This window comes from Arthrobacter sp. YD4, assembly GCF_030410515.1.
Taxonomy (GTDB): Bacteria; Actinomycetota; Actinomycetes; order Actinomycetales; family Micrococcaceae; genus Arthrobacter.
Genome location: NZ_JAUHHD010000004.1, coordinates 323,356 through 336,506, shown reverse-complemented (window position 1 = coordinate 336,506; position 13,151 = coordinate 323,356). Strand labels below are relative to the sequence as shown.

The following is a 13,151-nucleotide window of genomic DNA, read 5'->3' as shown; positions in this document are numbered from 1 at the left end:
GTCCTGGCCGGACCCGAGGAAGGGCCGGCCAGACGCCTGCCGGAGAGGTACACCACGTGTTTTATTGGTTCATGAAGACGTTCGTCCTCGGACCGGTCCTCAAGACGCTCTTCCGGCCGTGGGTCAAGGGCCTGGACAACGTTCCCGCCAGCGGCGCCGCGATCCTTGCCTCCAACCACCTCTCCTTCTCCGATTCCATCTTCATGCCCCTGATGGTGCCCCGGCCGGTAGTGTTCCTGGCCAAGTCCGAGTACTTCACCGGCAAGGGCGTCAAGGGCAAGCTCACGGCCGCCTTCTTCCGCCTGACCAACCAGCTGCCGATGGACCGGTCCGGGGGAGCGGCCTCCGCCCAGTCACTGAACGCCGGCATGGACGTGCTGAAGAACGGCTCGCTGCTGGGCATCTACCCCGAGGGCACCCGCAGCCCGGACTCGCGGCTGTACCGCGGCAAGGTGGGCGTGGCCCGGCTGGCGCTGCAGGCCCGGGTCCCGGTGATCCCGGTGGCGATGATCGGCACGGACAAGGTCCAGCCGATCGGCAAGCGGGTCCCCAACATCCGCCGGATCGGCATGATCTTCGGCGAGCCGATGGATTTCAGCCGCTACTACGGCATGGAGGACGACCGGCTCATCCAGCGCTCCGTGACGGACGAGATCATGTACGAGCTGATGAGACTCTCCGGGCAGGAGTACGTGGACGAGTACGCCGCCGTCGTCAAGCTCCGGCTCGCCGGCAAGGCCACCGAGGCACCCACGCAGGAGGCCGGCCCGGGCCCGGAGGCGCCGGGAACAGTGTGACGGGAGGGGCCCGGACTTTGACGCCCCGGCGCCGTTGAACCGCTCCCGGCGAACTATCCTAGGAGGGTGACTGAGCTATCCGCACCCTCCACGTCCCCTCTCACCTCCTCCCCGATGCCGGGCGCCCCCGTGGCCCCCGCGTTCGCAGCCGGCGCCTTCGCCGGCATCTCCCAGAGCGGGGCGGCCAACTATCCCGGGCTGGACGACTGGCGGAAGCTCCCGGCCTCCCAGCAGCCCACCTGGTCCGACCCGGCCGTCTTCGAGGCCTCGGTCAAGGAGCTCTCCGTGCTGCCGCCGCTGGTGTTCGCCGGCGAGGTGGACATCCTCCGGGAACGGCTCGCCGCCGCGGCCCGGGGCGAGGCGTTCCTGCTCCAGGGCGGTGACTGCGCCGAAACCTTCGAGGCCGCCACCGCGGACAAGATCAGCGCCCGGGTCCGGACCATCCTGCAGATGGCCGTCGTGCTTACCTATGGCGCAGCCATGCCCGTGATCAAGATGGGCCGGATGGCGGGGCAGTTCGCCAAGCCGCGGTCCTCCAACGACGAGACCCGCGACGGTGTGACCCTCCCGGCCTACCGCGGCGACATCGTCAACGGTTACGACTTCACCCCGGAATCCCGCGCCCACGACGCCGGCCGGATGCTGAAGGCGTACCACACCTCGGCGTCGACCCTGAACCTGATCCGGGCCTTCACCCAGGGCGGTTTCGCTGATCTCCGCCTGGTGCACCAGTGGAACAAGGGCTTCACCGAGAATCCGGCGCACGCCCGCTACGAATCGCTCGCCCGCGACATCGACCGGGCCATCAAGTTCATGTCCTCCTGCGGCGCGGACTTCGAGGCACTCAAGCGCGTGGAGTTCTACGCCAGCCACGAGGCGCTGCTGCTGGACTACGAGCGGGCGCTGACCCGCATCGACTCCCGCACCGGCCTGCCGTACGACACCTCCGCGCACTTCCTCTGGATCGGGGAGCGCACCCGCGAGCTGGACCACGCCCACGTGGACTTCCTCTCCCGGGTCCGCAACCCTATCGGCGTGAAGCTCGGCCCCACCACCACGGGTGACGACGCGCTGCGGCTGATCGACAAGCTGGACCCGAACCGCGAACCGGGCCGCCTGACCTTCATCACCCGCATGGGCGCCGGCAACATCCGCGAGAAACTGCCGCCCATCGTGGAGCGCGTCACCGCCTCCGGCGCGCAGGTCCTCTGGGTCACGGACCCGATGCACGGCAACACCGTTACCTCCCCGAACGGCTACAAGACCCGCAACTTCGACGACGTCATCGACGAGGTGCGCGGCTTCTTCGAGGTCCACCACGGCCTCGGCACCGTGCCGGGCGGCCTGCACGTGGAGATGACCGGCGACGACGTGGCCGAGTGCCTGGGCGGCGCGGACCCGATCGACCAGGACGCCTTCCTGGACCGCTACGAGTCGGTCTGCGACCCGCGCCTGAACCACATGCAGTCCCTCGAGATGGCGTTCCTCGTGGCCGGATCCCTCGCCAAGCGCTAGGACCCCGCCCAGCTTAAACGCAAGGACCCCCGGCCGCCGCTCGGCGACCGGGGGTCCTTGCGCTTAAGTCCCCTTGGGAGGGCCTGGCCGGGCCGGCTAGACCACGGTCAGGGTGATGGTGGATCCCTCCGGGACGCTCCGGTTGACCGGGTCCTGGGCCCGGACGGTGCCGAAGAACCCGCCCAGGATGTTCTCCACCTGCACCTTGAAGCCCAGTTTCTCCAGCGCGTCGCGGGCCTCCTTGGCCTGCTTGCCCACGAAGCTGGGCACGTCCACCATCCGCGGCCCCTTGGAGATGGTCAGGGTGACCGAGCCGCCGCGGGTGAGGGTGGCGCCGCCGGCGGGGTCCTGGCTGACGACGGCGCCCTTGGGCACCGAGCGGTCGAAGACGGGTTCGGGGGCGACGACGGGTTGCAACCCGGCGGCCTGCAGGGCCTTGGCGGCGGCGTCCTGGTCCTTGCCGCGCACATCCGGGACGGGGATGGGCTGTGGTCCCTTGGAGACTGTCAGGCCCACCGGGGTGCCGTGCTTGGCGGGCGTGCCCCCGGCCGGGTCCTGAGCCAGCACGGCACCGGCCGGGGCGGACTCGTCGAAGGTCTGGGTGACCGGGCCCAGCGCCATGCCGGCGCCGTTGAGCGCCGTCTTCGCCTCGTCCAGGGACTTGCCGGTCAGCCCGGGCAGCGGGAAGAGCTCCGGGCCCTTGGAGACGGCCAGGGAGACCGGTTCGAACTTGCGGATGACCTTGCCGGCCGGGGGTTCCGAGCCGACCACCAGGCCGGGGGAGACGCTGTCGTCGTAGACGTCCCGGGTGGTCGAGTTGAAACCGGCCGTCCGCAGCAGGGCCTGGGCCTCGGCGACGGTCTTGTTGCCCACCTGCGGCACGGTGCCGGGCGAGCCGGGACCCATCCCGAAAAACCACCCGGCTCCGGCGGCGAGCACCGCCACCAGCACCAGCACCACGATCCAGACCAGGCCGCGGCGGCGGGGGTTGCCGGGCCGCAGGGTGCGGCTGGGCGTGGCGGCGGCGCGCTGCCGGGCCTTCTCCTCGTCCCGGTCCAGCTTGCGCTGGGCGCGCTTGCTGGTCGGCGGCGCGGCGGCGTCACCGGCCCAGGCCTCCGCCCCGAAACCGGAGCCGCTGTCGCCGGAGTCGCCGTAGGGCGAGTCGCCGTCGTCGGAGTCGCCGGGGGCGGTCAGCGGGCCGAAGCCGCCGGCGGCGGCTCCCCGGGCCGGCGGACGGGACGTTCCCGGGATCACGGTGGTGGGGTTGCTGCCGCCGCGGCCGATCACCTCGGTGGGCTGCGGAAGGGCGCCGAGGAACTCGGTGTGCGCCCCGCCGTCGCCGGCAGCGGCTCCGGCAGCAGCTCCGGCCGCGGCGCCGGGCAGCGCGGGAGAGAGCGGGCGGGCGGCGGGCGGCTGCAGGTCGAGTTCGGCGTCGCTGAGGTTGGTCCGGATGTGGCGCAGCTCGGAGAGCAGGGCCTGCCCGTCCACCGGGCGCTTGTCGGGGTCGTTGGCGGTGCACCACTGCACCAGCTCATCGATTTCCCCGGCAAGTCCAGGCACCAGGAGCGAGGGCGCGCCCACGCTGGAGTTCACGTGCTGGTAGGCCACCTGGATGGGAACCTCGCCGTCGAACGGCTGGCGGCCGGTGAGCATCTCATAGAGCATGATGCCCAGGGAGTAGATGTCGCTGCGGGCATCAGCCTGCCGCCCCATCACCAGCTCGGGGGAGAGGTACGCCACCGTGCCGATCAGCGCGCCGGTGCTGGTCGACGTCGTGATGGCCCGCGCGAGGCCGAAGTCGCCGATCTTGATCCGGCCGTCGTCGGCGATCAGGACGTTCTCCGGCTTCACGTCCCGGTGGATCAGCCCGGCGGCGTGCGCGGCGGCGAGGCCCTCAACCACGGGGTCAATGTAGGCCAAGGCCAGTCGCGGCGTGAGGGCGCCGCGTTCCTTGAGCATGTCCCGGAGGGTGTGGCCCTTGATGTACTCCATGACCAGGTATGCCAGCGGGCCGTCCTCGCCCTGGTCCAGCATGCCCACCACGTGCGGGTGGGAGAGCCGGGCCGCCGCCTTCGCCTCCCGGCCCAGGCGGTCCAGGAACTGCGGGTCGCCGGCCATGTGCGGGTGCAGGACCTTGAGCGCCACGTCCCGCTCCAGGCGGCGGTCCGTTGCGAGGTAGACGGTGGACATGCCGCCCCTGGCCAACTTGGAACGAACCAGGTACCGGTTGTCCACGAGGGTCCCGACGAGAGCATCCGAAGTGTAGTCCTGCACCATTCGATCCTACGTTCTGCACAGAAACGGGCCCGGATTGACATGCAATCCGGGCCCGTATCGTTACGCGACGGAGGGCTCAGCCCCGCGCGAAGCCGGGGTCAGCTGAACTGCTGCTGCAGCCGCTTGATGGACGCGACGTACGCCTTGGTGTCGTCGTACATGCCGTTCTTGCTCACCGAGTACTGGCCCTGGTAGTAACCGGCGATCGCGGTGTCCAGGTCCTTGCTGGTGCGGACCAGTTGGCGGATGATGGCGACGCCGGCCGTGGCGTTGTCGTACGGGTCCAGCAGGTTCAGCTTGCGGCCCACCAGGTCCGAGGCCCACTGTCCCGAGGACGGGATGACCTGCATGGTGCCAATGGCATTGGCGGGGGAAACCGAGCGCTGGTTGAAGCTGGACTCCTGGAAAGCGAAGGCCATGGCCAGGGACGGGTCGACGCCCATCCGGCGCGCTGTGTCCGCGACGATCTGCTTCATCTGCGCGGTGCTGGGCACCGGTGAGGCGTTCAGGATCGCCTTGTTCGCGTTGGCGGAGCTGACCACGGCCTCCGGGTAGCTGAAGCCGAGGAAGGTGCTCGGGACGAGCGGCGTGACCGTGGCCGGCGGCGTGCTGGAGCTCGGGTTGACCGTGGTGGAGGAACCCGCGCCCGGGATGACCAGCTTGTTGCCCGGGTAGATGATGCTGCTCATGGTCAGCCGGTTCGCCGAGAGGATGTCGGCGAGCTTCACGCCGTTCTTAGCCGCGATACCGGAGAGGGTGTCGCCGGACTTCACGGTGTAGGAGCCGGAGGCGGGGGCCGGTGCCGGCGCGGGTGCGGACGGCGCGGGGGCTGCCACAGGGGCGGGAGCCGCCGGTGCCGGGGCGGAGGGGGCGGAACCGCCGCCCACCTTGATCTGCTGGCCCGGGTAGATGATCGAGCGCATGTTCAGCCCGTTCCAGTTCAGGACATCGGAGAGCTGGACGCCGCTGCGGGCCGCAATCGCGCTGAGCGTGTCGCCGGACTTCACGGTGTAGGACTGGCCGCCGGCGGGAGCGGGTGCCGGGGCCGATGGCGCGGCGGGAGCCTGGGGGGAGGCGACCGCGTTGCCGCTGAGCTTGATCTTCTGGCCCGGGTAGATGATCGTGTTCGGCTGCATGTTGTTCAGCGACAGGACCTGGTAGGTGTCCAGGCCGAACTTGCCGGCGATCGCGCTGACGGTGTCGCCGCGGGCAATCGTGTACTCGGCCGGCGCCGGCGCCTGGGCCGGCTGGAATGCCGCCGGGATGGTGGTGGAGACGGCGGCGGCCGGGATGACTGCGGACGGCAGGGCCTGGGCGGTGAGCCCGGCGGCCTGGGCCTTCATGGCGGCGGCCAGGGTGGCCGGGATGGCGCGCGGCCGGGATTCCGCGGTGGCCGGCTGGGCGATCGCCAGCGAAGACAGGACGACGGCGGGCAGGGCCGCCGTCGTGGCCGCGATCAGCGGGAGGCCGGGCCTAGGGGTTGGCTTCGGCGCACGGGACGTCGTCATGGGAAAGATCCTCTTCTCAGCGGCGAACGCTGCAGGTCAGGCCGGTGTTACTGGTGTTATCAGTGTGACTCTAGATACCCCAGTTACAAATGTGATCTATGTGAATCTCTCATGAATTGGGAAATAGCACAAGAACTGTTTGACATTCCGTAAAACCGTTTTGTGGGTGTGTCGTGGACGGGTGCTGCGGAGCGGGGTGAATTACCGTCCGGGACGCGGCTGACTAGGCGCAATACGTCCCGACATGGCACTCTTGACGCGTGAGTAATGTAGAAAGCCTTGTAGGCGAATGGCTGCCCCTGCCCGATGTTGCCGAGCTGCTGAATGTCTCCATCACCAAGGTTCATGCGCTGCTGGACGAGCGTGCGCTGGCGGCGATCCGGGTTGGAGAGCGCCGCATCCGCTCCGTGCCCGCGGCGTTTATCCAGGACGGCCACGCGGTGGAAAGCCTCAAGGGCACCATTGTGGTCCTTTCCGACGCCGGTTATTCGGATGAGGAATTGATTACCTGGCTGTTCACCGCGGACGAATCCCTGCGCGGCCGTCCGATCGACGCCCTCCGGGAGGGCCGCAAGACCGAGATCCGCCGGCGCGCCCAGACAATGGCCTGGTAGCGGACCGCAGAGGCGGTTTCCTGGATCACCTTTCAGCGTCAACGGCGAAGGCCGTGCCCGGTGCAGTCACTCTGCCAGGGGCACGGCCTTCGCTTTTTGTTGCCGCTGCTGTTGTCGGTGCTTCTGCTGTCGCTGTTATTGCCGCTAACGCGCGTCAGGCCGCGCGGCTGACGGCGGCCTCGGCGAGCCGGCGCAGGGCCGTCTTCGGCAGCTCGTCCAGTTCCAGCGACTCCAGCGCGTCGAAGGCGGCCTGGCCGAACTCCTCGATCAGCGTCTCGGTGGCCTGCAGGGCCCCGCACTCGACGATGATCCGGCGGATCTCCTCGACGTCTTCGTCCCCCAGGCCCGGACTGCCCAGCCGGGCGTCGATGAACCCGGACTCCTCCGGGGTGGCCATCTCCAGGGCGAAGGCCACCAGAACGGTGCGTTTGCCCTCGCGGAGGTCATCGCCCGCGGGCTTGCCGGTGGTCACCGGGTCGCCGAACACGCCCAGCACGTCGTCGCGCAGCTGGAAGGCCTCGCCGAGCGGCAGGGCGAAGGCCGAGTACCCGCGCAGCAGGGCATCGGTGGCGCCGGCCAGCGCACCGCCCAGTGCCAGCGGATGCTCGGTGGAGTATTTTGCGGACTTGAACCGGATGATGGACTGCGCCCGGCTGACGGCCCCGGCCCGGTCGCGGCGCGGCCCGGCCACCTCCTCGAGGATGTCCAGGTACTGGCCCGCCATGACCTCGGCGCGCATCAGGTTGAAGATGAGCCGGGCCCGGCTGCCGGCGGCGGCGCGGCTGCCGATCTCGGTGAAGGATTCCTCGCTGAAGGACAGGCACAGGTCGCCGGTGAGGATGGCCGCGGCGTGGCCGAAGCGTTCGGGATCGAGGGCCCAGCCCTGCTCTCCGTGCAGTTCACTGAAGCGGCGGTGCACGCTGGGGCCGCCGCGCCGGGTGTCGGAGCGGTCAATGATGTCGTCGTGGATCAGCGCCGCCGCCTGGAACAGCTCCAGCGCCGAGCCCGCGGTGATCACCTCGGCGGCCGCGGCGTCCCCGCCGGCGCCCCGCCAGCCCCAGTAGCACATCAGCGCGCGGAGCCGCTTGCCGCCGGTGACCAGGTTGGAGATGGACCCCATCAGGGGGTCGATGTCCGGCGAGATGGTGGCCATGATCGCGGCCCGCCCGGTCAGGAACTCGGTGAGCTTCCCGGCCACGGCGGCGACGTAGGCGGCCTGTTCGTCCCGGAGTTGTTCGGCCAGGCTCACTTGACGGACCCGGGGGCGACGTTGGCGCCGATGGTGAAGGTGGACACCCCGGAGGCCTCGACGACGGCGAGGTTAACGGTCTCGTTGTCGCCCCGGACGAAGTCCTTGGACGCCACGGCGCCGACCTTCTCGCCCGGGACGGCCTTGAACCCCTGGCCCTCCAGCTGCTGGGTGTAATAGGCCACGACGTCGGAAGACGGCGCAGATACCTTGCCCACCAGGGCGACGGTGGCGGGGGAGCCGGTCTTGTCGAAGCTGCTGGATTCCACCTTGGCGTTCGGCATCAGCGGCAGGAGCTGCTGCGGGAAGCCGGCCACCAGGGCACCCACGGTCGCGGAGGTGCCCGGCGTGGCGGACGGGCTCGGGGAGGCGGTGACGGAGGCCGTCGCGGTGGGTGCCGGAGCGGCCGCCGAGGATGCGGCCGGCGTTCCCGCCCCGGAGGTGCAGGCCGTCAGGGCCAGCAGGGCCCCTGCCGCGGCGACTGCGGCCACGGCCCGTGTACGCTCTCCAATTACCTTCACGAAGACATTCCTCCTGGTGTTGATGCCGGATCCAGCCTCCAGTTTAGTCAGGCCCTGCGGCTAGGATTGATCCGGTGGGGCAGGAGAGCGGCAGCAGTGCCGGAACGGGCAGCGGATCATCCGGCGGAACGGCGTTGAGCGCCGATGCGCTGCGTGAGTTGCGCGGCAGCAGCATCCTGCACGTGGACATGGATGCCTTCTTCGTCTCGGTGGAGCTCCGGACCCGGCCCGAACTCAAGGGCAAGCCGGTGATCGTCGGTTACCCCGGGGAACGGTCCGTCGTCCTCTCCGCCTCCTACGAGGCACGCAAGTTCGGCGTCAAGTCGGCCATGCCGATGGCCCTCGCCGCACGGATGTGCCCGGCCGCGGTCATCATCGAACCCCGCCACAAGCTCTACTACGAAGTGTCCGGGCAGATCATGGCCATCTTCGGCTCGATCACCGACCTGGTGGAACCGCTCAGCGTCGACGAGGCGTTCCTGGACGTCGGCGGCGCCATCCGCCGGCTGGGCCCGCCGCGGGAGATCGGCGCCCTGATCCGACGCCGGGTCTCGGCCGAGCTAGGCATCACCGCCTCGGTGGGCATCGCCGCCAGCAAGTTCGTGGCAAAGATCGCCTCCACCCGCTGCAAGCCGGACGGGCTGCTGCTGATCGCCCCGGAGGAGACCGTGCCCTATCTCCACACCCTGCCGGTCAACGCGCTCTGGGGCGTGGGCGCCAAGACGGTCGAGGTCCTGGCCCGGATGGGGATCCGCACCGTGGCCGATGTTGCCGCCACCCCGCTGCCCTCGCTGCGGAAAATCCTCGGCGCCACCGGCGAACACGTCCACCGGCTCTCGTGGGGCATCGACCCGCGGCCGGTCACCCCGGTGCGGCTGGAGAAGAGCATCGGCGCCGAGGAGACGTTCGCCGTGGACACCACCGACGCGGCACTGCTGCACCGCGAGCTGCTGCGCCTCTCCCACCGGACCGCGGGACGGCTCCGGAGCGCCGGCATGCACGCGCGGACCATCGCGCTCAAGCTGCGCTACGCCGATTTCTCCACCATTACCCGTAGCCGGACCGTCAGCACCCCGCTGGACAGCGCCCAGCTTCTCTACGGCGTGGCGGTGCAGTTGCTCGACTCGGTCGGGGACCGCCCCATGGCCGTCCGCCTGATCGGCATCCGGGCCGAACAGCTGGAGGAGGCCGCGCAGGCGCCGCTGCAGTTGAGCCTGGACCGGCGGGACGACAACTGGCGCGCCGCAGAGCAGGCCCTGGATAAGGTGACCCGGAAATTCGGCGCCAGCTCGGTCCTTCCGGCCCGCCTGCTGGACCCGTCCCCGGGTACGGACTGACCACGCGGCGGAGACCCGGGCGGGGCGTTGCCGGAGGACTTTCGGCGTCTTTCAGAACGGGCCCCGACAAACTATCCTTATTTATACGTAGATTTCGAACGGCTGGATGGAACGTTCGGACTGCCGGCTGTGTCAGGGGAAGCGACCGTGAACGGCCTCGAGGGTGCCAGTCGTCCGATGGCGGACGACGGGAACCGACGGGGAGTTCCGGACGTTGGGCAGGTAGGACAGGGCCGCGTCAGATCCGGACGTTGGCCGATTAAAGGAGGTCGTGATGCCGCTCTCGGAGCACGAACAGAAGTTGCTTGAGCAACTTGAGAAGCAGCTGCACGAGGACGATCCCAAGTTTGCCAGTTCCATGGGATCGGACCCGGTCCGCTCCTGGTCCACCCGGCACCTGGTGATCGGAATCCTCGGCACCCTCGCCGGCGTCCTCCTGCTGTTGCTCGGCGTCTCGCTGCAGAACATCATCGTCGGGGTCCTCGGCTTCGTGGTGATGGGCGGCGGCGTCTACTACGCCACCATGCGCAACGGCGGCGTCAAGGCCAAGACCGGAGGAGCACCCCGCAAACCCGGCAAGCCCCGCAGCTCATTCATGAGCAACCTCGAGGAACGCTGGGAAGAACGGCACCGCGGCGGGGACGCCTGACCACAGACCCTGCTCCACCCCGCTCCACCGGCAACGCCTCCACTTCACACCACCGGCACCCGGTTTCCGCGACAAAGGCCCGCTTCGGCGGGCCTTTCGCCTTTTAACCCACCTTTTGGTCCCCACCCGGCCCCTTTTGCCCTCCACCGCGCCCCACTTTGGCTCCTTCCCTTTGTTGGCGCGGGACGCCGCCAGAAAAAATGTGTCGAAATTGTGGCCGAAAGGCCGGAATGTCGTTGACGGGGGAGTGAAGTGGAGTAATGTGGAGCGCGTAAGAGGGTAGTGGCAGCACAGGGGACGTTGGACTTCCAAGAACAGACGGGTGGTGGGCCGTGTTTCTCGGCACTCATTCACCACGCCTGGACGAGAAGGGCCGCATCATCCTGCCGGCAAAGTTCCGCGAGGAACTGGCCGGGGGGCTGGTTCTCACAAGGGGCCAGGAACGTTGCATCTACGTCTTCAGTGAGGCGGAATTCGGCCGGGTTCACGAGCAGATGCGGGAGGCTCCACTGTCCTCCAAGCAGGCCCGTGACTACATCCGCGTTTTCCTCTCTGGAGCCTCGGACGAGGTACCTGACAAGCAGGGGCGCGTGACGATTCCGCCGGCGCTCCGGGAGTACGCAGGACTCGGCAGGGAGCTGGCCGTCATCGGCGCCGGCACCCGCGCGGAGATCTGGGACGCCCAGGCCTGGAACGAGTACCTGGCTGAGAAGGAAACCGCCTTCTCGGAAACCGACGACGCCATCCCGGGGATTCTCTAGCCCCCGGCGCCGCCGCACCACCGCTTCTTGATCGAGATCTCCAGCCGCCCATCCCGCACCCACCTGGCTCACTTCCCCGGAGCCAGGCGGACCGCAGGATAGGCGCGGATGGGGATCTGGACCAAGAAGCACCCCTCCAGCACCGCCAACCCAGGAAAGGACGCAGGCATGAGTGACGACTCAAACCAGGCGAAGCCTACGTCCGAACGCCATGTACCGGTCCTCAAGGACCGGTGCATCAATTTGTTGGCCCCGGGATTCGACGCGGCCCGGCGCCGGGGCGAGACGCCCGTCGTCGTGGACGCGACGCTCGGGATGGGCGGGCACTCGGAAGCGATGCTGCAGCGGTTTCCGGACCTGCACCTGATCGGCATCGACCGGGACGAGGAAGCCCTTGCCCTGGCGGGGGAGCGGCTGGCCCCGTTCGCCGACCGCACCGACCTGGTCCACGCGGTCTACGACGAAATCGCCGAGGTGATCGAGGACCTCGGCTTCAGTGAGGTCCACGGCATCCTGATGGACCTCGGCGTCTCCTCCCTGCAGCTGGACGAACGGGAGCGGGGCTTCGCCTACTCCTTCGACGCGCCGCTGGACATGCGGATGGACACCAGCCGCGGGATCACCGCTGCCGACGTCGTCAATACCTACAGCGAAGAGGACCTGGTCCGGATCATCCGCAAGTGGGGCGAGGAGAAGTTCGCCGGCCGGATCGCCAACCGGATCGTCGCCGCCCGCGCCGAGCGTCCCTTCACCACCACCGCCCAGCTGGTCGACACCATCCGCGCCGTCGTCCCCGCCGGCGCCGCAAAGTCCGGCGGACATCCGGCCAAGCGGACCTTCCAGGCCTTGCGCATCGAGGTCAACGAGGAACTCGACGTGCTGGAACGCGCCATCCCCGCCGCCGTGGCCTCGATCGCCCTCGGCGGCCGGGTCGTCGTGATGTCCTACCACTCGCTGGAAGACAAGATCGTCAAGTCCGTCTTCCAGGCCGGCTCGAAGTCCTCCGCGCCCCTGGGCTTTCCGGTGGAGCTCGAGGAGCACAAGCCGGAACTGAAAACCCTGACGAAGGGCACCGAGGTGCCCACCGCCGCCGAAATCGCCGAAAACCCACGCGCAGCCTCCGCCAGGCTCCGCGCCGTGGAACGCATCAAAGCCAGGAGAGACGCATGAGCGCTGCCGCCGCCACCACGTACCCCGTGTCCACCGCTGCGACCGCGCGCGCACTGCCGGAGCTCCAGCCGGGGCAGCCGGCCCGGAAGAACCGCACCCCGCTCTCGGTGGCCCGGTCCGTTCCGCGCCGCCGCCGGGCCCCGTTCGTCGTCATGTGCTTCGGCCTGCTGGCCCTGGCCCTGATGGCCGTGCTGGTGCTGAACATCTCCGTCTCCTCCGCCCAGTACCAGCTGGTGGAACTGCGGGCGAAGCAGAACACGCTGACCAAGCAGAACCAGGACCTCACCCAGCAGGTGCAGAACTACGACGCCCCGCAGAACCTGGCCGCCAAGGCCACGGAGCTGGGCATGGTGGCCTCCACCGCCAAGGGCCAGATCGACCTGTCCACGCTCTCGGTCACCGGAAAGGCCAAGCCCGCGGCGAAGTCGGACGCGCCCTCGGCCGTGATCGCCGCCCCGGCCATCGCCGGCCAGGTCGCCGTCGTCCCAGCGCCGTCCGCCCAGGATCCGCTCGCCAACCGCAAGCCGGCCGACAGCACCTCCGCCGCGGCTTCCGCCACCGACGCCGCCGCGAAGACCGCGGCCGACGCCGCCGCGGCAGCCAAGCAGGCGGCGGAACAGGCGGCAGCCAAGGCCGCCGCGGCCGCGCCCGCCGTCGAACTGCACGGCGGCTCCATCCCGGCGCCGGCACAGAAGACCCCCGGCAAGTAGCCCTGGCCGGTAACGGACAGGACCACCCCGCACCGCCGACCAG

The 13,151-nt window shown here is 69.4% G+C and carries 12 protein-coding genes; 8 read left to right on the top strand and 4 right to left on the bottom strand.

All coding sequences use genetic code 11. The features are described 5' to 3' along the window. Positions 1-56: 56 nt before the first annotated feature. Positions 57-797 (top strand): lysophospholipid acyltransferase family protein, encoded by a 741-nt coding sequence (locus tag QWJ39_RS12715; protein ID WP_290258203.1) that lies wholly within the window; start codon positions 57-59, stop codon positions 795-797. A gap of 66 nt (positions 798-863) precedes the next feature. Further along, positions 864-2,312 (top strand): class II 3-deoxy-7-phosphoheptulonate synthase, encoded by a 1,449-nt coding sequence (locus QWJ39_RS12710; RefSeq protein WP_290258202.1) that lies wholly within the window; start codon positions 864-866, stop codon positions 2,310-2,312. A gap of 96 nt (positions 2,313-2,408) precedes the next feature. On the opposite strand, the gene QWJ39_RS12705 is transcribed toward QWJ39_RS12710, so the two are convergent. Both QWJ39_RS12705 and QWJ39_RS12700 read right to left on the bottom strand, forming a co-directional pair. Next, positions 2,409-4,589, bottom strand: a complete 2,181-nt coding sequence (locus QWJ39_RS12705; RefSeq protein WP_290258200.1) for a PASTA domain-containing protein — start codon at positions 4,587-4,589, stop codon at positions 2,409-2,411. A 98-nt stretch (positions 4,590-4,687) separates the two neighbouring features. Next, positions 4,688-6,097: a LysM peptidoglycan-binding domain-containing protein gene (locus QWJ39_RS12700; RefSeq protein ID WP_290258199.1), complete on the bottom strand. Its 1,410-nt coding sequence runs from the start codon at positions 6,095-6,097 to the stop codon at positions 4,688-4,690. A 260-nt stretch (positions 6,098-6,357) separates the two neighbouring features. Here QWJ39_RS12700 and QWJ39_RS12695 point away from each other — a divergent pair, with 260 nt between their 5' ends. Then, complete coding sequence (locus QWJ39_RS12695; protein WP_290258198.1) at positions 6,358-6,711, top strand: Rv2175c family DNA-binding protein; 354 nt, start codon at positions 6,358-6,360, stop codon at positions 6,709-6,711. A gap of 154 nt (positions 6,712-6,865) precedes the next feature. Here QWJ39_RS12695 and QWJ39_RS12690 read toward each other — a convergent pair whose 3' ends face one another. Then, positions 6,866-7,960, bottom strand: a complete 1,095-nt coding sequence (locus QWJ39_RS12690) for a polyprenyl synthetase family protein (protein WP_290258197.1) — start codon at positions 7,958-7,960, stop codon at positions 6,866-6,868. Next, complete coding sequence (locus QWJ39_RS12685; RefSeq protein ID WP_290258196.1) at positions 7,957-8,481, bottom strand: hypothetical protein; 525 nt, start codon at positions 8,479-8,481, stop codon at positions 7,957-7,959. Before QWJ39_RS12685 ends, QWJ39_RS12690 begins: the two co-directional genes overlap by 4 nt. A gap of 134 nt (positions 8,482-8,615) precedes the next feature. On the opposite strand from QWJ39_RS12685, the gene dinB reads away from it, so the two are divergent. The 5 genes from dinB (at position 8,616) to QWJ39_RS12660 (ending at position 13,108) form a co-directional block, all read left to right on the top strand. After that, the gene (dinB, locus tag QWJ39_RS12680; RefSeq protein WP_290258260.1) at positions 8,616-9,818 is read left to right on the top strand and encodes a DNA polymerase IV; all 1,203 of its coding nucleotides are present in this window, start codon (positions 8,616-8,618) and stop codon (positions 9,816-9,818) included. A gap of 274 nt (positions 9,819-10,092) precedes the next feature. Then, positions 10,093-10,467 (top strand): DUF3040 domain-containing protein, encoded by a 375-nt coding sequence (locus QWJ39_RS12675; protein ID WP_290258195.1) that lies wholly within the window; start codon positions 10,093-10,095, stop codon positions 10,465-10,467. 332 nt (positions 10,468-10,799) lie between these two features. Then, positions 10,800-11,228, top strand: a complete 429-nt coding sequence (mraZ, locus tag QWJ39_RS12670; RefSeq protein ID WP_290258194.1) for a division/cell wall cluster transcriptional repressor MraZ — start codon at positions 10,800-10,802, stop codon at positions 11,226-11,228. 168 nt (positions 11,229-11,396) lie between these two features. Further along, positions 11,397-12,398 carry a 16S rRNA (cytosine(1402)-N(4))-methyltransferase RsmH gene (gene rsmH / locus QWJ39_RS12665; RefSeq protein WP_290258193.1) on the top strand — a complete coding sequence of 334 codons (1,002 nt, stop codon included), beginning with the start codon at positions 11,397-11,399 and terminating at the stop codon, positions 12,396-12,398. Beyond that, positions 12,395-13,108 (top strand): hypothetical protein, encoded by a 714-nt coding sequence (locus QWJ39_RS12660; RefSeq protein WP_290258192.1) that lies wholly within the window; start codon positions 12,395-12,397, stop codon positions 13,106-13,108. Before rsmH ends, QWJ39_RS12660 begins: the two co-directional genes overlap by 4 nt. Positions 13,109-13,151: the final 43 nt, after the last annotated feature.

What these genes read in the sequence shown, in the direction of transcription:
- QWJ39_RS12705 (WP_290258200.1), bottom strand. Translation starts at nt 4,589, where the DNA reads ATGGTGCAGGACTACACTTCGGATGCTCTCGTCGGGACCCTCGTGGAC.
- QWJ39_RS12700 (WP_290258199.1), bottom strand. Translation starts at nt 6,097, where the DNA reads ATGACGACGTCCCGTGCGCCGAAGCCAACCCCTAGGCCCGGCCTCCCG.
- QWJ39_RS12675 (WP_290258195.1), top strand. Translation starts at nt 10,093, where the DNA reads ATGCCGCTCTCGGAGCACGAACAGAAGTTGCTTGAGCAACTTGAGAAG.
- rsmH (WP_290258193.1), top strand. Translation starts at nt 11,397, where the DNA reads ATGAGTGACGACTCAAACCAGGCGAAGCCTACGTCCGAACGCCATGTA.
- QWJ39_RS12660 (WP_290258192.1), top strand. Translation starts at nt 12,395, where the DNA reads ATGAGCGCTGCCGCCGCCACCACGTACCCCGTGTCCACCGCTGCGACC.